Raw genomic sequence first — 21,569 nt, forward strand, 5'->3', positions numbered from 1 at the left:
ACCCATGCACATCACCCTGAACGGCGACGCCCGTGAATTTCCGCTCGACACCACGGTGAACGAACTGCTCGAAACGCTGGGCTATGCCGGCAAGCGCGTGGCGGTGGAACGCAACGGCGAGATCGTGCCCAAGAGCCAGCACGCGCAGACCGCGCTGACCGACGGCGACCAGATCGAGATCGTTGTGGCGGTGGGCGGCGGCTGACCCGCGGCGCGGCCGGCAAGCGGCGATCGCCCCCTGCAAAAGGGCTGCAGCAATGCAGCCCTTTTTTTCATCATCCTGACGGATGGCTAGCAACCTGTTACACGATTACCCCCCTCAGGCGACGACGTGGCGAGTCATAATCGTTGATGCTGGCGCGTCCGGGCCCGGCCCGGCAAACAGGCTTGAACGCCGCCGCCCGCCCGCGGGACCACGGCAACGCCGGCATCGTGCGCAGAAGTCCAGGGACCGAGCGCCCTGACACGCATCGCTCTTTCTCTCACCGCAACATAGACAAAGGAAACACGATGGGTCTGCTCAATTTCATCAAGGACGTTGGAGAAAAACTCTTCGGTGCCAGCGAAGCCAAGGCGGCCACGCCGGATGAGTTGAAGAAGGAACTCGACAAGCACGGCCTGAATGCCGATGGCCTGCAGATCTCGGTCGATGGCGACAAGGTCACCGTCACGGGCGAGGCCGCCAACACCGAAGCCGCCGAGAAGATCGCGCTGGCGCTGGGCAACACCGTCGGCGTGGCCGCGGTGGACAACCAGTTGAAGGTCAAGCAGGCCGCGCCCGAGGCCAAGATGTACACGGTGCAGAAGGGCGACAACCTGTGGAAGATCGCCGAGGCGCAATACGGCAAGGGCCAGGGCGCCAAGAACACCCTGATCTTCGAGGCCAACAAGCCGATGCTGACCAGCCCCGACAAGATCTATCCGGGCCAGGTGCTGCGCATCCCGCCCCTGTCGTAAGCCACGAAACAGAATGAGCCCTCGCGGGCCCGTATCGCGGCGCAGAACCCCCTGCCTGCCGCGATGATTTGGCCAGGCGCAATGCCTGGCCATTTTTTTGGCGGAAATCCCGGGGGCAAGCGCCCGCGGTCAGCGGCAGCCCCGAGGGCCCCCCGCCGCCGGGCGCCGGCGCGCCGGTCAGCCCTTCATGAAGCGGCCCATGCCCTTCATGCCGCCCATGGCGCGCATCATCTTGGCCATGCCACCCTTCTTCATCTGCTTCATCATGCCCTGCATCTGCTCGAACTGGGCCAGCAGGCGGTTGACTTCCTGCACCGGCACGCCCGACCCCGCCGCGATGCGGCGCTTGCGCGAGGCCTTGATGAGTTCAGGCTTGGCACGCTCGGCAGCCGTCATGGAATTGAGGATGCCCTCGGTGCGGCGCAACTGCTTTTCCGCCTGGCCGCCCTGCAACTGGCCGGCGGCCTGCTGGAACTGGGCCGGCAGCTTTTCCAGCAGCGAGCCCATGTCGCCCAGCTTCTTGACCTGGCCGAGCTGGTCGCGGAAGTCGTTCAGGTCGAACTTGTTGCCCGACTTGATCTTGGCCGCCAGCTTCTGGGCTTCGGCGATGTCGATGTTCTTCTGGGCCTGCTCGACCAGCGAGACGATGTCGCCCATGCCCAGCACGCGCTGCGCCATGCGCTCGGGGTAGAACGGCTCCAGGCCGTCCAGCTTTTCCGAGACGCCGACGAACTTGAGCGGCTTGCCGGTGACGTGACGCACCGACAGCGCCGCGCCGCCGCGGGCGTCGCCGTCCAGCTTGGTCAGCACCACGCCGGTCAGCGGCAGCGCCTCGGCGAAGGCGCGGGCGGTGTTGACCGCGTCCTGGCCCTGCATGGCGTCGACCACGAACAGCGTTTCGACCGGCTTGACCAGGTCATGCAGCGCGCGGATCTCGCGCATCATGGCCTCGTCGATGCCCAGGCGGCCGGCCGTGTCCAGGATCAGCACGTCGTAGTGGTGACGGCGGGCATGGTCGACCGCGTTGCGGGCGATGTCCTCGGGCTTCTGGCTGGGATCGGACGGCAGGAAATCGACGCCGACCTGCGCCGCCACGCTCTTCAACTGGTCGATGGCGGCCGGGCGGTAGACGTCGGCGGACACCACCAGCACCTTCTTCTTGCCGGTCTTGCGGCCGTGCTGGGTGTGCTGGCCTTCGCTCAGCCAGCGGGCCAGCTTGCCGGTGGTGGTGGTCTTGCCCGCGCCCTGCAGGCCGGCCATCAGGATGACGGCGGGCGGCTGCACGGCCAGCGACAGTTCGCCGGAATCGGCGCCCAGGTCGCCGCCCATGAGGGCGGTCAGTTCCTTGTGGACCACGCCCACCAGGGCCTGGCCGGGGCTGAGGCTGCTGGCGACTTCTTCGCCCAGCGCCTTTTCCTTGACCCGGGCGACGAAATCGCGCACCACGGGCAGCGCCACGTCGGCTTCCAGCAGGGCCATGCGCACTTCGCGCAGCATTTCCTGGGTGTTGGCCTCGGTCAGGCGGGCTTCGCCGCGCAGTGTCTTGACGACGCGCGACAGGCGTTGAGTTAGGTTATCGAGCATGAGAGGCGTTTCCGCTTAAACTAGTTGATTGAACGGTGGCCGCAGGCGCGGATTCTGCGCTGTCGGGCGGCATGCGCCCCCAGGCCCCATCCAGACAACGGTTTCTATGTCACTAGGCATTGTATTTCACACAGCGGCCGCCTTGGCGTACGCCGTGCTGGGAGGGTCCCTCTGGATCCGCCTGGCGGGCGCCGGGGAAGTCGAGCAAACGGGCAAAGTCGCCCGTCTGTGCCTGCTGGGAGCCCTGGTTCTCCATGGAATCGGGCTGCAACAATCCATGCTGGGGGCCCCGCACCTGTTCATCGGGTGGGCGCTGGCCCTGTCTGCCGCCATCTGGCTGGGCATGGTCGTCTTCTGGCTCGAAAGCCTGCTGGTGCGCATCGACGGCCTGCAATTGCTGCTACTGCCGGCCGCCACCCTGGCCAGCGGCCTGGCCGCCCTGTTCCCCCAGGGACAATTCGTGCCTCACGCCGACAACGCCTGGCTGCGCGTGCATTTGCTGATCGCGCTGGGCGCCTACGGGCTGATCACCATCGCCGCCCTGCACGCCATGCTGATGGCGCTGCTCGACCGCCACCTGCACCGCCCCCTGGACGCCCCCGCCGAACGCAGCATCATCGGCCGCGTGCTGGACTCGCAGCCGCCGCTGCTGGTGCAGGAACAACTGCTGTTCCGCATCATCTGGATCGGCTTCGTGGTGCTGACCCTGGCCGTCGGCTCGGGCTCCATCGCCTCCATGAAGCTCACCGGCCAGATTCTGCCGTTCGACCACAAGACCGTCTTCACCCTGCTGTCCTGGTTCACCTTCGGCGTGCTGCTGGCCGGGCGCCACATCTGGGGCTGGCGCGGCCGCGTCGCCCTGCGCTGGACCCTGACGGGGTTCGGTTTCCTGATCCTGGCCTACACCGGCAGCCGGTTCGTGCTGGAAGTCATTCTGCATCGAGGCTGACGTGGGCAAACTGCTGTTCTGGATCGTCATCATCATCGGCGTGCTCTTTGTGGCGCGCATCGCCGGCCGCATGGCCGCCGCCCGCCAGGATTCCCCCGCCAGCGCCAAGCCGCGCGCCACGCCCAACCCGCCCGCCTCCGGCGCGCCGGAGGCCATGGTCCGTTGCGCCCACTGCGGCATCCACCTGCCGCGTTCCGAGGCCCTGCTGCAGGGCGGCCAGACCTGGTGCAGCCAGGAACACGCCCGGCTGGGACCGGCGGCGAAATAAAAGGCGGGTCTGAGCGACTGGCCGGCCCGGATCCGCGGGCCCGCCAGCCCGCCATTCCGCCAGCCCGCCCTGCCCGCCAGCCAGCCCGGAGAGGCTCGCCCATCACAGGACGCAACGACAGCACCGCCCCCGGGTGGGCCCGGCCCTCATTCGCCCCCTTTTCACACGCACGGCATAATGCACGTTGGATACCAACCTGCTTTCCTCCCATGCCCCTGCTTCTGGATCGACATGGCTGGCTGGCGCCGGCCCCGGGCGTTTCCCGGCTGCCCTCCCCCAACTGCGACGCGCGTCCCCAGGACGCCCAGGTGTCGCTGCTGGTGCTGCACAACATCAGCCTGCCGCCCGGCCAATTCGGCGGCCCCGAGGTGGCCGGCCTGTTCCTGAACACGCTGGACTACGGCTCGCACCCCTGGCTGGAACGCCTGCGCGGCCTGCGGGTATCGGCGCATTTCTTCATCCGCCGCGACGGCCGCATCGTGCAGTTCGTCTCCACCGATGCGCGCGCCTGGCATGCCGGCGTCTCGCGCTTCGCCGGCCGCGAGCGCTGCAACGATTTCTCCATTGGCATCGAGCTGGAAGGCACCGACACGCTGCCCTACACTGACGAACAGTACCTGGCCCTGCGCCGGTTGACGCCGGTGCTGCGCGCACGCTACCCCCTGGCGGCCGCCTGGGGCCACGAACACATCGCGCCCGGCCGCAAGACCGACCCGGGGCCCGCTTTCAACTGGACGCGCTTCGGGCGCGACAGCGGCTTTGCGCGGCGGCAGTTGCCGCCCGTCTGACCCTTACAAGGACCGGTTATGTTGAAGATCTGGGGACGGCTGACGTCCGTCAATGTGCAGAAAGTGATGCTGGCCGTGCGCGAACTGGCGCTGCCGCACTCCTTCATCGAGGCCGGCGGCCCGTTCGGCGTGGTCGACACGCCCGAGTACGCCAAAATCAACCCCAACCGCACCGTGCCCGCCATCGACGACGGCGGTTTCGTGCTGTGGGAATCGAACGCCATCGTGCGCTACCTGGCCGCCCGCTACGGCGCTGGCACCCTCTGGCCCGACGACGTCTGCCTGCGCGCCGACGCCGACCGCTGGATGGACTGGCAGACCACCGAATGGCAGGGTGCCATGGGCCCGGCCTTCCTGGGGCTGATCCGCACGCCGGAAGAAAAGCGCGACCACGCCGCCATCGAGCTGTCGGTCAAGCGCAGCAATGCCCGCGCCCAGATTCTGGACCAGGCGCTGCAAGGCCGCGAGTTCATCGCCGGCCGCCACCTCACCATGGGCGACATCGCCCTGGTGTGCTCGGCGCACCGCTGGCTGGCGCTGCCGATCGAGCGGCCGGACACCCCGGCGCTGTCGGCGTGGTACCGGCGCGTGATGATGCGACCGGCGCCGCAGGGGGTGTTGACGTTGCCGTTGGAGTAGCGCGCGCCCTACTCCACCCAAGGCGTATTCGCCCAGATCTGCCGCAGCCGCCCATCATCCTGCTTCAAGCGTTCCTGCCACTGCGGCCCATCCAGATAATCCATCTCGGTGAACTGCTGCTTCATCTGCGCCTGGAATTCCGGATTGGCGGCGACCTTGCCCAAGGCCTGGCGCAGCTTCTCGGCGACATCCGCCGGCAAGCCCTTGGGCGCGACAATGCCGCGCTCGGAGGCGAACACCAGGTTCACGCCCAGCTCCTTGAAGGTCGGCACGTCCGGCCCCAGCGGCGAACGCGTCGCGCTGGCCTGCGCCAGCACGCGCATGTTCTTGCCGTGATAGGGCATGACTTCGCCAAGGTTCAGGCCGCCGATCACGGTATGCCCACCCAGCACCGAGCTGCGCAACGGCCCCGCGCCGTTGTACGGTACGTGGTTGAGCTTGGTGCCGGTCAGGTTCTGGAACAGCACCAGCGCCAGGTGATCATCGGTGCCCACGCCGGTCGAGCCATAACTGATCGAACCCGGCTTCTCGCGCGCCGCCTTGATCAAGGCATCCAGCGTCTGGTACGGACTGTCGGCGGCGACGCTGAAGGCGCTTGGGTCGCGCACCAGGTTGGCCAGGTAGGTGAAGTCGGCGGTGGTGAAGCCGGCCTTGCGTTCGATCGGCAGCGACACCAGCCCGGGCATGTTGGTCATGGCCAGCGTGTAGCCATCGGGCTTGGCGCGCGCCACGTACGACAGCGCGATGGCGCTGGACGCGCCCGGCTTGTTCTGCACCACGATGGTGGTGCCCAGCTCCTTTTCCAGGAACACCGCCAGCGAACGCGCCGTCAGGTCGGTGCCGCCGCCGGGCGCGAAGCCCACCACCAGTTCGATGGGATGGTCGGGCCAGGCCCAGGCCGGCCACGCGGCGCACAGCGCGGCCACGGACAGCGCGGCGCGAGCGGCCGCCTTGCGTGTAAAGAACATGGTTGTCTCCTGTGTGGGTACTGCTGTTGTTATGCGTTGTGATGAGCCGGACAGGCCGGCCAGTCACGCGGGACGGCTGCGACGGCCGCCCCGGGTCAAACTGTTCCCTAACCGACCTTGCCCCTTTCCTGCGCCTCGCGCCACGCCAGCAGGCGCGTCACGCCTTCGGCCATGCCCACTTGCGGCTGCCAGCCGATCTGTTGTCCCGCCAGGTCGTGCGGGATATGGAAGGCGCCGCCCGAGGTCAGGCGCACGGTGCCCGGAGGGTCCGGCCGGATCTCCGGTTCCAGGTCGCTCTTGCAGTAGTCGAGCACCAGCCGCACCAGTTCACCGGTGGTGATGGGCGCCGGGCCGGACACGTTCACCGCGACATCGGTCGCGTCGCTCTGGAACGCGGCGACGTTGGCGCGCGCCACGTCCGAGACGTGCACGAAGTGCTTGGTGTCGGTGCCGTCGCCAGGCAGCAGGGGACGCTCGCCCTGGCGCACGCGGTCATAGGTCTCCATGATGTACAGCGAATTCGCGGCGCGGTAGTGCTGGCGCTCGCCATACACGGTGGAATAGCGCAACACCACATAGTCCAGCCCGCACTTCTGGAAGTACTGGCGGCAAAGCTGTTCGCCCATGATCTTGGAGGCGCCGTACAGGATCGCCGCCGGCGGCGCGCCGACGGAATGGAACGGGCCGTTCTCGACCAGCGGGCCCGCGATGCCGCTGCCGTAGCCATAGACCGCGTTGGACGAGGCGAACACGAACTTCTTCACCTTGTTGGCGCGGCACGCTTCAAGCATGTTCTGCGCCCCGCGGATGTTCACATCCACCGCCTGCCAGGGCGTCTGCGCGAAACCCAGCGTCATGTAGGCGGCCAGGTGCAGCACGCCGTCCACGCCTTCGGTCGCGGCCAGCAGGTCGGGCAGGCGCATCAGGTCGCCGCGCACCACTTTCACGCGCGGATTGTCTTGCAGGTGGGCGATGGCCTCGGGCGTGCCAAAGGCGAAGTTGTCCAGCAGGATCACTTCGCGCACGCCGGCGGCCAGCAGCGCGTCGGCGGTGTGCGAGCCCACCAGGCTGGCGGCGCCGGCGATCAGGATGCGGGCATCGGCCAGCGGCAGCGCCGCGCTTTTCTTGTCGGTCGTCATGTGATTCACAGTCCCATCGGTTGATTGTGCATGCCCCAGTACAGGCTCTTGACCTGACTGTAGAGGCGCAGGCCATGCAGGCCCTTCTCGCGGCCGATGCCGCTGTCCTTGAAGCCGCCGAACGGCGTGGCGATATGCGATTGCTTATAGGTGTTGATCCAGACCGAGCCCGCCTCGATCTCGCGCGCCACGCGCCAGGCGCGGGCATAGTCGCCGGTCCACATGCCGGCGGCCAGGCCGAAGGGCGTGTCGTTGGCCTGCCGGATCACATCGTCCTCGTCGTCGAACGGCAACGCCACCAGCACCGGCCCGAAGATCTCTTCCTGGCAGACGCGCGCGCCATTGCCAAGGCCGTCTATCACCGTGGGCAGGTAGAACCAGCCATTGGCCAGCTCGGCGCGATCCGGCGCGGCGCCACCGACCAGCACGCGGCCGCCTTCGGCGCGGCCGATGTCGACATAGCCGGCGACCTTGTCGCGATGCGCGCGCGACACCAGCGGCCCCATCTGCGTGGCCGGGTCATCGGGCAGGCCCACGCGCACCTGACGCGTGCGTTGCACCAGCGCTTCCATGAAGCGGCCGTAGATGGATTTCTGCACGAACAGGCGCGAACCGGCCACGCAGCTTTGCCCGGCCGAGCCGAAGATGCCCGACACCACGCCGGCCACGGCGCGGTCCAGGTCGGCATCATCGAACACAATGTGCGGCGACTTGCCGCCCAGCTCCAGGCCCACGGGAATCAAGCGCTGCCCGGCGATGCCGCCGATGGCGCGGCCCGTTTCGGTGCCGCCGGTGAACGACACCATGCGCACGCCGGGATGCTTGACCAGCGCGGCGCCGACGTCCTCGCCGTGGCCCGGCAGCACCGTCAGCAGCCCTTCCGGCAGGCCGGCCTCGGCACAGATGCGCGCCAGTTCCAGCGCCAGTTGCGGCGTCTCCTCGGACGGCTTGAGCAGCACCGCGTTGCCGGCCGCCAGCGCTGGCGCGGCCTTCTGCGCCTCGTTCATGATGGGCGAGTTCCACGGCGTGATGGCCGCGATCACGCCGAACGGCTCGGCCAGCGCCATCGAAAAATACTCGCCGCGCGGCGAGGTCATCTCGTTCTGCCAGGTCTCGCACACCGCGGCGTAATAGCGGAAATGCCCGGCCGCGCTGTCGACCATGTTCAGGCATTCCTTCCACGGCTTGCCGCTGTCGATCATCTGCAGCCGCGCCAGCGGCTCGCGTTCGGCGGCCAGGCGCCGGCCGATCTCGTACAGCGTGGCGGCGCGCTGGTCGGGGCGCAGCTTGCGCCACGGCTGGCGCTGGAACGCGTCCCAGGCGATGGCGACGGCGGCATCCACGTCGCGCGGCAAGGCGCGCGTGACAATGCCGGCAACGCTGCCGTCGGCGGGATTGATGGAGGTGATGACGGCGTCGCCGTCCTGGCCGTGGCGCCATTCGGCGCCCAACCGGAAGGGCTTTGGGCTCGATGCTTGCATAAGGTCGGGGCAATCCAGAGGTCTCGGTAGACGCATCATCGGCCGGCCGACTATTAGGCACAATTCGATATTTTTCTTATATTCTTAGCCTATGGCTATGAATATCAAGTACCGATCGCTCAAGGCCTTCCTGCTGGCGGTCGACACCGGCTCGTTCACCCACGCCGCCAACCAACTGGGCGTGACGCAGCCCTCGTTCACCGCGCTGATCCAGGACCTGGAGGACGTGCTGGGCCTGCGCCTGTTCGAACGCACCACCCGCAGCATCAGCCTGACCTCGGCGGGGCAGGACTTCCACGCCCGCGCGCAGCGGCCCATCGCCGACCTGGAGGAAGCCTATCGCAGCCTGGCCGACCTGGCGGCGGTGCGGCGCGGCAACGTCACCCTGGGCGCCCTGCCCTCGACCGCGCTGGCGCTGCTGCCCGTGGCGGTCGGCGCGTTGCGCCAACTGCATCCGGCGCTGAAGGTGCGCGTGGTCGAGGCGCACAACGACGAACTGGTGGCCATGCTGCGCACCAACCAGATCGAGTTCGCCGTCGGCGCGCTGGCCGAGCCGGCGCCGGACCTGTCGTTCGCGCCGCTGGCCGAAGATTGCTTCTGCGCCATCTACCCGGCCGGCCATGCCCTGGAGAAAAAGCGCGGCCCGCTGCACTGGCGCGACGTGCTGCGCTATGACCTGATCCTGCTGTCGCAAGGCTCGAACGCGCGCCAGCAGTTCGACCGCGCGGTGCGCGAGGAAACCGGCGCGCCCGCCACCGCGCTGCGCTATGACGTGACCAACATGGGCACCGCCGCCGGCATGGTGCGCCAGGGCCTGGGCGTGAGCGTGCTGCCGCGCCTGGCGCTGCCGGAATTGAACCTGTCGGGACTGCGCGCGGCGGCGCTGTGCGATGCCTCGGCGCGCCGCGCCATCGGCCTGCTGCACCGGCGCGACCGCTCGCTCTCGCCGGCCGCGCAGGCGCTGGCGGCGCAGTTGGAAACGGCCATGGACCAGATCGCGAGGCGGCTGTTGCCGTTGCCGCCCCTGAAGTGAGCCGGCCGCTCGCGCCTGTCAGCCAGCGCAAGCGGCCAGGAAGGCGGGCACGGCGAATGACGAACCGCGCCACGCCAAGCCGCCGCGGCCTGCCACGCGCTCGTTGCGCGGTCGTGGGGGCCTTCTCGGCCGCGGCTTCCGTGCAAACGCGGATTTAGCCCGCCGCGAACAGCGCGCCGATGCGCGCCACGTCTTCATCATCCAGCACCCCCGCCTGCCAGCGCAGCGTCAGCCACGCCAACAGGTTGTCGTAACGCGCACGGTCCAGTTCGCGCAGCGCCTCGAAGCGCTGGCACTCCGCGTCCAGCACGTCCAGGTTGGTGCGCTCGCCGCCCAGCACGCTGCGCCGCGTGGCCTGCACGCGCAATGCGGCGGCCTCGGCGGCCTGCCGGTAGGCAGCGATGCGTTCCCGGCTGCTGGCAAAGGTATGGAACTGCCGCGCCAGGTCATCCAGCAACGCCCACGTGGCGGCATCGAGCTTGTGCTGCGCTTCTTCCTGCTCGGCCAGCGCCTGACCGCTGGCCGCGGACGTGCGCCCCCCGGAATACAGCGGAATGCTGACCTCGATACCCACCGAGCCGGTGTCATAGCGCTGCCCGATCTGGTTCTCGCCATTGGAATGCGTCAACTGCTTGCGGGCCACCAGCCTCGCCGTCGGCAGATGTCCCGCGCGGGCGGCCTCGTAGCGCTGGCGGCTGGCTTCCAGCAAGTGCCGCTGCGCCAGCAATTCGGGGTTGCTTGCCAGCGCCAGCTCGCGCCACGCCGGCAGGTCACGCCCCTCCACGGCCAGCCCGGCCAGCGCGGCCGCCCGCAAGGGCGCCAGCGGCTGCTCGGCCAGCGCCGGGCCGACGATCGCGCCCAGCGCATTGCGCGCATCGCGCAACTTGTCTTGCGCCTCGATCTCCTGCGCCTGCACCACGCGGGCGCGCGCCTCGATCTCCAACTGATCCGTGCGCGTGCCCTGGCCCGCCGCCACGAAGCGTTCGCTGCGGCGCGCGTCCTCCTGCAACGAACGGCCCTGGGACTGCGTCAATGCCAAGGCTTGCTGCGCGTAGAGCACGGCGGTATACGCCTGCAGCACGCGCACCGCCAGCGCCTGGCGGGCGCGCTGCAACGTCAATCCCGCCGCCTCGGCGCGCTCGCGCCCGGCCCGGTACTGCGCAAAGGCCGCCGCGTCGAACAACGGCTGGCTCAACGTGAAGCCCGAGGCGGAGCTGGCGTAGCGCGACCGTTGCTCCAGTGTGCCAAACCTCGTCTCCTGGCGCGACGACGTAACGTTGCGGGCGCCGCTGTAGTGGTAGCTCAGGTTCGGCAGCAAGCCGCCGCGCCCCAGCGCCTCTTCCTGCGCATCGGCCCGCTCGCGGGCTCGCGCGGCCTGCCAGGTGGGATCGGACGCCAGCGCCATCGTGTACGCCTGCTGAAAATCCAGCGCCTGCGCCGCCCCCATCGCGGGCAGCAACAGCGCCCCCATCAACATCCACGCCGCCGCGCGCGCGCCCCGCCAGTGATTCATGCGTCCCCCCACGCCAGCCGCGCGCGGTCGAGCAAGGGCTTGAACAGATAGTTCAGCAGCGAGCGCTCGCCCGTGCGCACGAACACCTCCACCGGCATGCCGGCGCGCAGCGGCGCATCGCCAATGCGGCGCAACTGACCCGGCGCCACATCGGCGCGCAGGCGATAGTAGGGACGACCGTTGCGGTCATCATCGAACCGGTCCGCCGACACCAGCGTCACAGTGCCTTCCAGCCGTGGCGTGCGGCTGGCATCAAAGGCGGTGAACATCAGCTCGACCGGCAGGCCCGTGCGCACCTTGTCGATGGACTCCACCGGCAAGCGCCCCTCGACCACCAGCGGCACGTCCTCGGGCACGATCTCCATCAGGCGCGAACCCGGCTGCACCACGCCACCGACGGTGTGCGCGGCCAGCGCCACCACGGTGCCGCTGACCGGCGCGCGGATCTCGCTGTGCGCCAGATCGAATTCCGCCGCCGCCAGTTTCTGCGTCAACTGTTCGCGCTGCACGCGGGTCTCCGCCAGATCGGTGCGCACCTCTCGCTGGAATGCGTCGCGGCGTTGCTGCCCGCGCAGCGCCAGTTCCGCGATCTGCTGGCGGGTCTGGCCCAGCGCGCCCCGGTCCGAGGCCATGTCACCGTCCAGTTGCGCCAGGCTGCGCTCCAGATCCAGCACGCGGTTGCGCGGCACGTAGCCTTCGCGCGCCAGATCGCGCAGGTTGCCCACCTGTTCCCGCAACAGGCTGCGTTGCGTGCGCTTGTGCGCCAGCGTCGATTCCAGGCCGGCGGCCAGGGCGCGGCTGCCGGCCAGTGTCGCGTCGATGCCAGCCAGCTCGCCCGCCAGCGCCGCCCGCCGGCTGGCGAACAGTTGGCGCTCCATCGCGTAAGCGGCCGCCGCTTCGGCGTTCGCTTGGGCATCGGGCGGCGCAAGATCATCCCGCCCATCGCGCTCGGCCAGCAGGCGCGCTTCGCGGGCCATGACCGCCGCCTGCTGGGCGCGCAGGCTTTGCGCCTCGCCACGCACCCGGGTGTCGTCCAGCCGCACCAGCGCCTGGCCGGCCCGGACCTGGTCGCCTTCGGCCACCAGCAAGGCGCTCACCACGCCGCCCTCGATGCTGTCCACCGCCTGCCGCTCGCCGGTCACGACGACGATGCCGGGCATCGCCACGCCGTTGTCCAGCGGCGCCCATGCCGCCCATGCCAGGAAGCCGCCAAAGCCCAGCGCCAGCACCCACCAGCCGAAGCGGGCCGACCAGCCGCCGTTCTCATCGCCCTCGACGGCGCCGATATCGCCCTTGTTCAGCTCGGGCCGCAACACCACCACCCGATTGCCCGCGGCGCGCCCCGTCATGCCTTGCCTCCGAGGATTCGCCCAGCAAACGCGCCGCCGGCCAACGGATAGACCTGCGCCGCCGATCCGCCCGGGCGCGTCTGTGCCGGCGAGCCGGCCACGCCGGACGCCGCCGTCCCCGTCGCGCCGGCCATCGTCGCCGCACGGCCGCCCGGCTCGGCGGATGCCGTAGGCGGTGACGGCGTCGCCCCGGGCGCCCCCTCGGGCCCCGGCCGCAACACGTCGTGGGTGGCGCCGAAGCGCTGCGCGCGGCCATCGCGCAGCAACAGCAGGTGCGTCGTCGCCGCCAGCACCTTGGGCCGGTGCGTCACCAGCACCACCGTCGCGCCGATCTCGCGCAGCCGGCCCAGCGCATCGAGCAAGGCCTGCTCGCCCGCGTCATCCAGGCTGGCGTTGGGCTCATCCAGCACCACCAGGCGCGGCGTGCCGTACAGCGCCCGCGCCAGCGCGATACGCTGGCGCTGCCCGCCCGACAATCCCTGGCCTCCGGCGCCCAACGGCGTGTCATAGCCGCGCGGCAGGGCCAGGATCATGTCGTGCGCGCCGGCCAACCGCGCCGCGTCGATCACCCGACGGGCCAACCCCTCGCCATCGCTGTCCGGCCCAGGAAAGCGCGCGATGTTCTCGGCCACGGTCCCGGAGAACAACTCCACGTCCTGCGGCACATAGCCCAGCCACTCCCCCAGCCGCGCGCGTTCCCATTGCTTCAGGTCGGCCCCATCCAGCCGCGCCGTGCCCAGGCGGGCCGGCCACACACCCGCCACCAATCGGGCCAGAGTCGACTTGCCCGCGCCCGACGGGCCGACCACGCCCAGCACCTGTCCCGGCTCCAGCGCGAACGACACGTTCACCAGCGTCGGCTGCGCCGCGCCCGGCGGCGTCACCGTCACGCCCTCCAAGCGCAATGCGCCCTTCGGGTCTGGCAGCGTCAGGCCCGTCGACGGCTTCGGATACGTCGTCAGCAGTTCCTGCAGGCGCCGCCACGCCAGCCGCGTGCCCGCCCATTGCCGCCAGGCGCCGATCACCTGATCGATCGGGCTGAGCACGCGCCCCATCAGGATCGAGCCCGCAATCATCATGCCGGCGCTGACATGGCTTTGCAGTACCAGCCACGCTCCCAGCCCCAGCACCAGCGATTGCAGCGCCATCCGCACCGTTTTCGACAGGCTCGCGATCATCGCCGAGCGCTGGCTTGCCAAGCCCTGGCGCCGCACATAACCCACATGCAGCCGCTGCCAGCGCGCGCGCAACCGGTCCAGCATGCCCATGGCCTGAATGGCTTCGGCATTGCGCAGTTGCCCTTCGGCCTCCACCCCGGCCCGCACCGACAGCCCGCCCGCCTCGGCCAACAGCTTGCGCGACACCTGCTCGTTGAGCCACGCCAGCGCCACCAGGATGATGGTTCCCGCCAACGCCAGCGTGCCCATCCAGGGATGGAACAGGAACATCACCAGCAGAAACAGCGGAAACCACGGCGCGTCGAAGAATGCGAACACCGCGCTGCCGGTCAGGAACTGGCGCACGGTGTTCAGGTCGTTGACCGCCTGCCCCGCATTGGCGGGCACACCCGCCAGGCCGCGCTGGAACGCCGCTTCGTGCACGCGCCCGGCCAGCGCCGCGTCAAAGCGCGCGCCGATCTGAACGATGACGGCGCTGCGCGCGTAATCCAGCGCGCCCATCAGCGCGAGCAAACCGACGATCATCAGGCTCAGCATCACCAGCGTGAAGACGTTGCCGGACGCCAGCACGCGGTCATAGACCTGCAGCATGTAGAGCGACGGCGCCAGCATCAGCAGGTTGGCGGCGACACTGAAGGCCGCCACGCTGTACCAGCCCGTGCGAAAGCGCGTCAGGAGCGCCTTGATATCCAGGACGTCCGCGCCTTGTGCCGCGCCCGCGCGCGTCTGGGTTTGCTGCATTGAATTTCCTTGCCCGGATGACTGCCGGGACACGCAGAATGAAGAAACAAAAAGACGGTCGCGGCAGGGGATAGGCCCGCCGCGACCGTGACCCACGCGCCCGAGAAAGCGCGGGGAAACTCACGGGTGGTTTACGCCGCCAGGGCGAGGTCGGTTTCGGTGGCGAAGTTGTGGGCGACCAGGTCGGCGATGGAGGTGTGCATATCCATCCCGTTCTGTTCCAAGGCGTCGACCAAACCTCCGTTCGTGATGTGGCTGATCTTGTCTGGTGTGCCAACAACCGAACCGTTCATCAGGCCCCAAACGATGTCATGCACTTCGTTGCCTCGTCCATCGGCAACGTCGCCCTCGATAGGCTGATCGAAAGTAAACGTAATGAGCGGATCGACCACATGTCCGGCTCCGTCCAGGCCACCGCCCAGGGTGATGGAATCCAATGAACCCCACACTGTGTGCGCGGTCGGGCCGTCACCCGCGTGGCCGCTGTAAGGAGGGAAGAAGTAGTGCAGATCACCCGAAGCCACGAAGGCGTAGTTGGCGACCGTTTTGCTGACATAGCCATAGTCGGTGCCGTTGAAGGCGTTGCCACCGAAGAATCCGCCCTTATTGGGGACGCTGGTGTGCTCACCGGCAACCCCTCCATTCTGGAACGCGTCCAGCATGAGCTCCAACGAACTCTCCGTTGTGATACCCGTGGGAAGGTGGCTGATATCGATAAAGCTTACTTGTGCAGACATTGTCATGCTCCGTTTATTACCAATTGCCGGGGTGAATCCCCGACCCAAAAAAGCGCCGCACTGTGTGTACGTCGCACATGCGAAAAATCCGCATGTCCCTTTCTCGGGAAAGGCATTCGCCCACCCGAGCGATTACTTGCCTAAAAGCGAACCTCCATGCCCAACGCAACGGAGCGCCCCGGCGCGAATGTGCGTGCCATCGCATCGGAATATCCGTCGACATACATTCGATTGGTGATGTTCTCGACTGACGCCATAAGCTTGACGTTGTCATTGGCTTGATAACTGGCATACCAGTCCCAAGTCGTGTACTTGAACCAAACCTGGGAGCCACCAGAATCGCGGTTGTACCAACCTTCACCGCTGTAGTTGAATCTCACGCCGGTATCCAGCTTGCGCTCCAGCAAGCGCACGCCGACCAGCAGCGTGCCTTTATCCACCGGCTTGGCGATCGCGCTGTTGAAGACGAAGTTGTCGCAAACGACCTGATCATCAGCCCAAGCTCGCCACGATTCATACCCGCGCGCGAGGGCTTTCTGATGCTCGACCGGATAGCTTCCATCTGCATTCGGGCGGTCGAATTTGTTTTCGCCAGCCCCCAGGAAGTAAAGGTCTTCGCAGAACTTGTTGGGGCCGCCTAGATAATGGGTATAGCTCGCCCCCCCATAGATCCAGCCAGCCTCATAACGCCCTTCAAATTCCAATCCGCGGAACTTTGTGCGGTTGCGGTTGTTGACGAAGGCCGTTGTGCCGGGCAATGGCAATCTTTCCAGGTTGGAGCCGGGCAAAATGACGTCCATGGACGAAAAAAGGTAGTTATCCGCCCTCGTGTCGAAGTAGCCCGCCTTTAGCGATAGACTGTCGCCATCCAACGCGACGTCCTGGAATATGGTGTTGGCGCCTACCTCCCAGGTCCGGGAGGTTTCCGGCTCTGCATTCGGATTGGGGTAGATGGAGGCAAATCCATCTCTAGGATGATTGCCCACCATCAGCATTTCGTTGATGGCGGGAGGCCTCCAGGACTTGCCCCAGCTACCGTACACTTCCAGCCAATTGGTTGGCCGAATCGCTCCGGACAACGCGGGCAACAGCATCCCGGCACTGCGACTCACGTCGTAGTCATACAAGGCGTTCTGGTCGTCGAGGTCTTCAGGCTGAAACTCCTTTTCGTAGTCAGAGGATCTACGCCCGCCAGGTATGTAGAAGTTCTTCGTTCTTCCACGTTGGTCGACGTACGTCGGCACATCGGCCCACCAAGCAGCGATGGCCGATTCGTCGCCAGCCAACGCCAAACGGCAGCCTGGCCCGTAAACAGATTGAACTTGGCTGCGCGGGTTTTCGTTGGGTGCCAGGCCTGGAAAGGCGCCATAAGCGCACATTTCTTTTGCAAATTTGTCGAGCCTGGAAAGGTGGACGGTCTGCTTTCCGGGAACTTGCGTCTTACCCTTGAGGCGGTAGCGCTCGTAACGAAGGCTGGCGGATATGGTGAAGAAATCGTCCTCCAGCTTCAGCTCTGTGAAGATGCTGCCCATGCTGCGACGGCCTTGGGGATTGAGGGCATCCTTGCCCGTAGTGCCAATGGGGCGCACCTCGCGACCGTCGTGATTCCAGCGCTGGTTCGAAGTTGTATGGTCAGTGAAATACTCTACGCCGTAGTTGGCACTGAGCGTTGTCGCCCCGAACACGAAACGCGATGTGTTGTCGAGCTGAAATCCTTGGGTCTTGGTAGACAGTCGATTATTTCGACCCACACCGTACTGTCTGCAAACGTCAAGCGCGTAGGGAGTTTTATCGGGCTTCTCGCAAGCGCCGCTATCCCAATACTCATTGTCAATATTCTCTCGGATCTTTGCTGCGTCTGTGAACTCGCCATCAAACCTGGAGAAGGGATAGGTTGGCGTCGTGTAATTCTCAACATTTGTTTCGACGCCATATGCCTTCACTTTCAGATCAAGTAGAGGGTTGTCGGCCGGCTTGATTTTGTAATCGAGGGCGAAGCTGTTTGACTGGGCCTTCGAAGTTCCCATCTTGCGCCAAGGAGTGCCGCTCTCCTGTGCTGACGTGTCGGCATCAGTGGTGTAGGAGTATCCGACTCGCGTGCCGACGTAGCTGAACAACAGCGACTGATCATCACTCAGTTTCCAGCGTGCCTTGAACAGACCGGAGTCCTGTTCTTGAGCGGCGAACTTCACATCGTTGAATTCGATCTTTCCGCCGTTGAACCACACTGAATTCTGGCCCTCGATACCTCCGCGCGCGCCAATCCGATAATCCCCGATCGACCGCCGCGACACCGCCGCCATCACTTCCAGGTTCTCACCCGCGCGCGCCGCGCCCGCCGCGCTGCCGATGAAATTGACCCCGTTCCCCTGGTATCCCATCCCGGACGTGCCGCGCAGTTTCAGACCGATATCCCTGCCCTCGCGCAGCACATCCCCAAAATCCAGCGTGCGGAAATCCACGCTTCCCGCCATCGCGCCGGTGCCATGCACCCCACGCACCACGCCTCGCTCTACCACGGCCTCGGACAGGAGTTCCGAATCGACATACATTTCTCCATTGCGTTGCATGTGCCCGTTCTGCACGAAATCCTGGCGCATGCCGTCGATCATCATGTTGACGCGGCCGAAGTCCTGCATGCCGCGGATGTTGATCGACAGACCGGGGTTCTGGCGATTGACGGCGCTGGCGACGCCGGGGGTGTCCTGGATGAGTTCGGCGGCGTGGCGCACCGGCACGCGGTCCATTTCTTCACGCGTGACGATGCTGACGGCGCGGGGGGCCTGATAGACGCGCTCGTTGACATCGTTGCCGCGCACCACAACGGGCGCCATCGAGTACACCCGCGCACGCGCGCCGGGACCGTTGTCGACCAGTTGCACGTTCGGTCGGACAGCGCCCGCGGTCCGGCGATAGCGGTAGCCGATAGGACTGTTTCCCAGCAACCGGGTCAGGCCGGTCTCGACGTTGAAGCTGCCTTTGAGGGGGACACTGGTGTAGGCCGACAAATCGACGTCGTTCATGTACAGGTCAACGCCAGCCTGACGCGCGAATGCCAGCACGGCCTGCGCCATCGCTTGAGCCGGGATGTCGAAAACGAACGTCCGTTGACGTTCATCGTCCTTCCGATCGGCGGGCTCCGCCATGCCCGCGGCACGCTCCTGGGTTTGCGCCATGGACACGCACGGCAGCGCCAACGCGCCCGCGGCCAGCATCCGACTCACAATACGGAACGTCACCTGTCTTCTCTTCACTTTCGTCTCTGGTTGCCTCTGATGCAAACGCGCATCATTACCATTAACGTTTGAGAATCGAAGTTCAGTAAAAAAAGTTCGAAAAAGGCAGTTCCCAGAGGGAGAGCGGTGCGAAGGCGTCCTGACTTCGTCTTACTCAGGGCCGTGCATCCGGGCCAAGCGTATCTCGCGGCGGCCGGTGATTACCCAGCCAGTTTTTCCGCCGCGGCTTGCAGCCCGCCGAGAATGCTGTCCGCGAGCGCTTCGGGAAATCCGGTTGGAATCAGTTCGCTGACGGTGCGTATCACCTGCCCGGTCCGGGCGACCAGGTCGTCGATCACGAAACGCGCGTCGCGCCCGTCCGGCGTGACGACGCCATGCTCGGCGCCCAGCGCCAGCCAGTGCCTGCGTTGAATGTCCTGCATCTTCCAGTGCGGATTCCTGGTGCGCACGGCCATGGCCATTCTTGCCTTGAACGGCGACAGCTGATTCGCGCGCGCTCCCATGACGGGGTAGGCGGACAGCACATCGTAGAGCGGCGCAAGCTCGTAAGCGCCGCCCGGGCGCAGGAAGATGCTGAAATTCTTGGCGTGCCCATCCGTGGCGCGCAGCATCCAGAAGATAACCTGTGCCTGAAAGAAGATCCGCCGATCACGGTCAGGGTCCAGGGACGTGGACAGCAGCCTCATGATGGGCCCCATGCCCGGCCCGCCATCCGCCTCGTATTTAAGATGCGGCGGTGTGCCCGTCGCCTGGCACATGTCTTCCTGCGGCAGCCGCAGCAGCCAAGGTTGCCCCGTCGACCGACGGGCCCAGCGCCGGTCGAAGCGCTCGACGGCCAGCACTTTCATGTCCTCGAACAACAGCGGTTGCGTGCGCGCCACCGGCAGGCCGTAGGCGCGCAGGATCTCCGAGCATAACCATTCGTTCTCGACCGAATCGCTCATGTCGTACTGAAGATTGCCGACCCGACCCAAGGGCATTTTGAGGATGTGCGAGGTCGGGGTCGCGCCATGTGGCAGACACCATCGACCATCGAACCACAGCAAAGCCGTCTTCTCCTGGGCGCCCGCGATGGAAATGCGGAAGTCGTCGGTATCGGTGGCGCCGGCGCCGCCGAAGGGCGTCGGCGCAAGGGTGTTGCGCAGTACCTGCGCCACTTCGGCCTCGCTCAGCGGCGTCGCGTTAAGCACGCGCGCGTCCTGGGGCGGCGTGGCATCAGGCAGCACCTGCAATGCGCCCGCGCAATCACGGCCCACTTCGGCAAGCAGCGTGAACGCATCGGTTGCGGTCGCATGGAATCGCCGCGCGACACGCTCGCGGATTTGCCGGCTGTCGGGCAGCAGGTTCTCAAAGTAGGTGCGAACCGCATCCCCGCGATGCGGCGGGTTGCCGGGCGTGAAGGGAAGCGACAGCGATAGCGGCCTGCCTTGATCGGCGCTGACCCAGGCGTCGGCGTATTGCAGGATGTCGCCGGCGCGGGGCTGCACGCTCCAGGTGCCGACCATGGCGCCATTCATCCAGAGGTGCAGGGACTGTGTGTGCGAGCGACGTCCCATGGCTCACCAGTCCTGATCGGACACCTGCCGGCTTGCCGGCGGTTCATCGGGTTCGCGCAACACCAGTTCCACGCCCAGGATGCTCAGCAATTGCAGGAGCCGATCCGCACCGACCTTTTCCGCATTGCGCTCCAAGGCGGAAAGCGTCTGTTGCGTGATACCCAGCCGCAAAGCAGCGGCGGCCTGGGTCAGCCCGGCCTTTTTTCGGAATGCCTGAAGCAATGCCGGCAATTGCTCCGCGGTGCGTACGGTGTAGTCGGCCATACACGTCTCACGCTGTTTTTCAGGTTTACAAAGCATAGGCTGTAAATGGCGTATACGCAATATAGGCTGTATTTCACACATACAAATCATGATTTGTTTTTTGGATTTACAGCACATGATTTGTATTCGAGAATTCAGTACAGCAGTGTCACCCCCGGCAGCCGCAGCCACGTGAGCCGCAGCTCGCTACAGAGCATGGCCAGCGCGCCGTCCAGGTTATCCAGGTGAAACAGCGCATGCACCGGTCTGCGCGCCGCGGCGCGGTTCGCCAGGATCAACTGGCCCCGCCGGAAATCGCCGATGCGTTGCAGGACCTGCTCCAGGGGTTCGCCGTCGAAAATGAGATAGCCGTCGGCCCAGGCGGCCCCGCGCGCGGGCGCGACGGGACTGCGGCCGATCCCGGCGGCGTGACTGAAGGTGGCGCTATCGCCGGCTGTCAGCGCCGCGTGGGCAACGCCAGCAGTGGGCGGACGATCCAGCGCGAGTTCGACACGATGCTGCAACACGCCCATCCAGCCGTGGCCGGCATCCTGGCGCCGCACGGCGTAGCGCGTGCCCAGCGCGGTCATGCTGGCGCCCGCGCTCTCCACCACGAACCTGCGCGGCTCGGCCGCCCCCGTAGGCGCCGGCGAGAACACCGCTTCGCCGCGCAGCAGGCGCACCCGACGGATCGAAGCGTCGTATGCCACATCGAGCGCGCTGTTGCTGCCCAGCAATACGCGGCTGCCATCGGGCAACGCCACGGAACGGATTTCGCCGACGTCGGTGCGATAGTCGACCAACCAGGGTTCGATGAGGTCCGGCCCATTGATCGTGCCGGCGACGACCAAAGCCGCGCAAGCCAGCGCAAACGCGCGCCGTCGGGGCGCCATGAGATGCGCTCGGCACCATGCCTCGGCACAGGCACGCCAGGAGAAGCGCCGCGCCGTCGGCGCCGGCTGCGCGAGCGAGGGCGCATCGCGGCAGGGGCCGGCCAGGGCCCAGGTCATTTCGGCATCGGCCAGGGCCGGGCCGTGGCGCGCGTCGCGCGCCAGCCAATGATCGAGGCGGCGTCGTTCAGCCCGGGTGAGCGCGCCGGCCTCCAGGCGCACGGCCCACAGACTGGCCTGGCGACGCAGGCGTCGTTCGCGATGGATACGTGATGGGATCTTCATGAAAGGGATAACGGGCCAGGCGCGAAAGACAGTAA

At 66.8% G+C, this 21,569-nt stretch carries 19 protein-coding genes; 7 read left to right on the plus strand and 12 right to left on the minus strand.

Going from position 1 to position 21,569, the window contains the following annotated elements; all coding sequences use genetic code 11:
- Window positions 1–4: 4 nt before the first annotated feature.
- The gene (gene thiS / locus ACUDCK_RS25875; RefSeq protein ID WP_042795329.1) at window positions 5–205 is read left to right on the plus strand and encodes a sulfur carrier protein ThiS; all 201 of its coding nucleotides are present in this window, start codon (window positions 5–7) and stop codon (window positions 203–205) included.
- Between the two features lie 305 nt (window positions 206–510).
- On the plus strand, window positions 511–957 hold the full coding sequence (gene lysM, locus ACUDCK_RS25880; RefSeq protein WP_006385755.1) for a peptidoglycan-binding protein LysM: 447 nt from the start codon (window positions 511–513) through the stop codon (window positions 955–957).
- Between the two features lie 177 nt (window positions 958–1,134).
- Here lysM and ffh read toward each other — a convergent pair whose 3' ends face one another.
- Complete coding sequence (gene ffh, locus ACUDCK_RS25885) at window positions 1,135–2,541, minus strand: signal recognition particle protein (protein WP_049076369.1); 1,407 nt, start codon at window positions 2,539–2,541, stop codon at window positions 1,135–1,137.
- 106 nt (window positions 2,542–2,647) lie between these two features.
- Between ffh and ACUDCK_RS25890 the strand changes: the two genes are divergently transcribed.
- From ACUDCK_RS25890 to ACUDCK_RS25905, 4 genes are all read left to right on the plus strand, one after another.
- Window positions 2,648–3,490: a cytochrome C assembly family protein gene (locus ACUDCK_RS25890; protein WP_049076371.1), complete on the plus strand. Its 843-nt coding sequence runs from the start codon at window positions 2,648–2,650 to the stop codon at window positions 3,488–3,490.
- 1 nt (window position 3,491) lies between these two features.
- Complete coding sequence (locus tag ACUDCK_RS25895; protein WP_064523605.1) at window positions 3,492–3,758, plus strand: PP0621 family protein; 267 nt, start codon at window positions 3,492–3,494, stop codon at window positions 3,756–3,758.
- 209 nt (window positions 3,759–3,967) lie between these two features.
- On the plus strand, window positions 3,968–4,546 hold the full coding sequence (ampD, locus tag ACUDCK_RS25900) for a 1,6-anhydro-N-acetylmuramyl-L-alanine amidase AmpD (RefSeq protein WP_054500574.1): 579 nt from the start codon (window positions 3,968–3,970) through the stop codon (window positions 4,544–4,546).
- An 18-nt stretch (window positions 4,547–4,564) separates the two neighbouring features.
- Entirely contained in the window at window positions 4,565–5,185 is a 621-nt protein-coding gene (locus ACUDCK_RS25905; protein ID WP_175167031.1) for a glutathione S-transferase family protein, read from the plus strand.
- 8 nt (window positions 5,186–5,193) lie between these two features.
- Here the strand turns inward: ACUDCK_RS25905 and ACUDCK_RS25910 are convergent, their stop codons facing one another.
- The 3 genes from ACUDCK_RS25910 to ACUDCK_RS25920 form a co-directional block, all read right to left on the minus strand.
- Entirely contained in the window at window positions 5,194–6,153 is a 960-nt protein-coding gene (locus ACUDCK_RS25910) for a tripartite tricarboxylate transporter substrate binding protein (RefSeq protein WP_049076377.1), read from the minus strand.
- A 107-nt stretch (window positions 6,154–6,260) separates the two neighbouring features.
- On the minus strand, window positions 6,261–7,292 hold the full coding sequence (locus ACUDCK_RS25915; protein WP_175167030.1) for an NAD-dependent epimerase/dehydratase family protein: 1,032 nt from the start codon (window positions 7,290–7,292) through the stop codon (window positions 6,261–6,263).
- A gap of 5 nt (window positions 7,293–7,297) precedes the next feature.
- Window positions 7,298–8,773, minus strand: a complete 1,476-nt coding sequence (locus tag ACUDCK_RS25920) for an aldehyde dehydrogenase (RefSeq protein WP_144655601.1) — start codon at window positions 8,771–8,773, stop codon at window positions 7,298–7,300.
- Window positions 8,774–8,870: 97 nt separating this feature from the next.
- On the opposite strand from ACUDCK_RS25920, the gene ACUDCK_RS25925 reads away from it, so the two are divergent.
- Window positions 8,871–9,806 carry a LysR family transcriptional regulator gene (locus ACUDCK_RS25925; RefSeq protein WP_082401801.1) on the plus strand — a complete coding sequence of 312 codons (936 nt, stop codon included), beginning with the start codon at window positions 8,871–8,873 and terminating at the stop codon, window positions 9,804–9,806.
- 154 nt (window positions 9,807–9,960) lie between these two features.
- Here ACUDCK_RS25925 and ACUDCK_RS25930 read toward each other — a convergent pair whose 3' ends face one another.
- The 8 genes from ACUDCK_RS25930 to ACUDCK_RS25965 all read right to left on the minus strand — a co-directional run bounded on the left by ACUDCK_RS25930 (window position 9,961) and on the right by ACUDCK_RS25965 (window position 21,534).
- On the minus strand, window positions 9,961–11,319 hold the full coding sequence (locus ACUDCK_RS25930; RefSeq protein WP_175167029.1) for a TolC family outer membrane protein: 1,359 nt from the start codon (window positions 11,317–11,319) through the stop codon (window positions 9,961–9,963).
- Window positions 11,316–12,668 carry an HlyD family type I secretion periplasmic adaptor subunit gene (locus ACUDCK_RS25935; RefSeq protein WP_054500568.1) on the minus strand — a complete coding sequence of 451 codons (1,353 nt, stop codon included), beginning with the start codon at window positions 12,666–12,668 and terminating at the stop codon, window positions 11,316–11,318. The genes ACUDCK_RS25930 and ACUDCK_RS25935 overlap by 4 nt, the downstream gene beginning before the upstream one ends.
- On the minus strand, window positions 12,665–14,587 hold the full coding sequence (locus ACUDCK_RS25940; RefSeq protein ID WP_175167028.1) for a type I secretion system permease/ATPase: 1,923 nt from the start codon (window positions 14,585–14,587) through the stop codon (window positions 12,665–12,667). The genes ACUDCK_RS25935 and ACUDCK_RS25940 overlap by 4 nt, the downstream gene beginning before the upstream one ends.
- A gap of 131 nt (window positions 14,588–14,718) precedes the next feature.
- Window positions 14,719–15,324 (minus strand): heme acquisition protein HasA, encoded by a 606-nt coding sequence (locus tag ACUDCK_RS25945; RefSeq protein WP_054500566.1) that lies wholly within the window; start codon window positions 15,322–15,324, stop codon window positions 14,719–14,721.
- A 140-nt stretch (window positions 15,325–15,464) separates the two neighbouring features.
- Window positions 15,465–18,563: a TonB-dependent hemoglobin/transferrin/lactoferrin family receptor gene (locus tag ACUDCK_RS25950; protein WP_244976857.1), complete on the minus strand. Its 3,099-nt coding sequence runs from the start codon at window positions 18,561–18,563 to the stop codon at window positions 15,465–15,467.
- Window positions 18,564–18,760: 197 nt separating this feature from the next.
- The gene (locus ACUDCK_RS25955) at window positions 18,761–20,116 is read right to left on the minus strand and encodes a type II toxin-antitoxin system HipA family toxin (protein WP_064527583.1); all 1,356 of its coding nucleotides are present in this window, start codon (window positions 20,114–20,116) and stop codon (window positions 18,761–18,763) included.
- A gap of 3 nt (window positions 20,117–20,119) precedes the next feature.
- Window positions 20,120–20,380 (minus strand): helix-turn-helix domain-containing protein, encoded by a 261-nt coding sequence (locus ACUDCK_RS25960; RefSeq protein ID WP_049076396.1) that lies wholly within the window; start codon window positions 20,378–20,380, stop codon window positions 20,120–20,122.
- 134 nt (window positions 20,381–20,514) lie between these two features.
- Window positions 20,515–21,534: a FecR family protein gene (locus tag ACUDCK_RS25965; RefSeq protein ID WP_175167027.1), complete on the minus strand. Its 1,020-nt coding sequence runs from the start codon at window positions 21,532–21,534 to the stop codon at window positions 20,515–20,517.
- Window positions 21,535–21,569: the final 35 nt, after the last annotated feature.

Source organism: Achromobacter sp. CF-sbj1-Ac2-l (genome assembly GCF_052698165.1).

Bases quoted from the DNA above. Each gene is read 5' to 3' on its own strand.
- ACUDCK_RS25930 (WP_175167029.1), bottom strand. From the start codon at position 11,319: ATGAATCACTGGCGGGGCGCGCGCGCGGCGGCGTGGATGTTGATGGGG.
- ACUDCK_RS25925 (WP_082401801.1), top strand. From the start codon at position 8,871: ATGAATATCAAGTACCGATCGCTCAAGGCCTTCCTGCTGGCGGTCGAC.
- thiS (WP_042795329.1), top strand. From the start codon at position 5: ATGCACATCACCCTGAACGGCGACGCCCGTGAATTTCCGCTCGACACC.
- ACUDCK_RS25940 (WP_175167028.1), bottom strand. From the start codon at position 14,587: ATGCAGCAAACCCAGACGCGCGCGGGCGCGGCACAAGGCGCGGACGTC.
- ampD (WP_054500574.1), top strand. From the start codon at position 3,968: ATGCCCCTGCTTCTGGATCGACATGGCTGGCTGGCGCCGGCCCCGGGC.
- ACUDCK_RS25920 (WP_144655601.1), bottom strand. From the start codon at position 8,773: ATGCAAGCATCGAGCCCAAAGCCCTTCCGGTTGGGCGCCGAATGGCGC.
- ACUDCK_RS25890 (WP_049076371.1), top strand. From the start codon at position 2,648: ATGTCACTAGGCATTGTATTTCACACAGCGGCCGCCTTGGCGTACGCC.
- ACUDCK_RS25910 (WP_049076377.1), bottom strand. From the start codon at position 6,153: ATGTTCTTTACACGCAAGGCGGCCGCTCGCGCCGCGCTGTCCGTGGCC.
- ACUDCK_RS25915 (WP_175167030.1), bottom strand. From the start codon at position 7,292: ATGACGACCGACAAGAAAAGCGCGGCGCTGCCGCTGGCCGATGCCCGC.
- ACUDCK_RS25960 (WP_049076396.1), bottom strand. From the start codon at position 20,380: ATGGCCGACTACACCGTACGCACCGCGGAGCAATTGCCGGCATTGCTT.
- ACUDCK_RS25965 (WP_175167027.1), bottom strand. From the start codon at position 21,534: ATGAAGATCCCATCACGTATCCATCGCGAACGACGCCTGCGTCGCCAG.
- ACUDCK_RS25905 (WP_175167031.1), top strand. From the start codon at position 4,565: ATGTTGAAGATCTGGGGACGGCTGACGTCCGTCAATGTGCAGAAAGTG.
- ffh (WP_049076369.1), bottom strand. From the start codon at position 2,541: ATGCTCGATAACCTAACTCAACGCCTGTCGCGCGTCGTCAAGACACTG.
- lysM (WP_006385755.1), top strand. From the start codon at position 511: ATGGGTCTGCTCAATTTCATCAAGGACGTTGGAGAAAAACTCTTCGGT.
- ACUDCK_RS25955 (WP_064527583.1), bottom strand. From the start codon at position 20,116: ATGGGACGTCGCTCGCACACACAGTCCCTGCACCTCTGGATGAATGGC.
- ACUDCK_RS25945 (WP_054500566.1), bottom strand. From the start codon at position 15,324: ATGTCTGCACAAGTAAGCTTTATCGATATCAGCCACCTTCCCACGGGT.
- ACUDCK_RS25935 (WP_054500568.1), bottom strand. From the start codon at position 12,668: ATGACGGGGCGCGCCGCGGGCAATCGGGTGGTGGTGTTGCGGCCCGAG.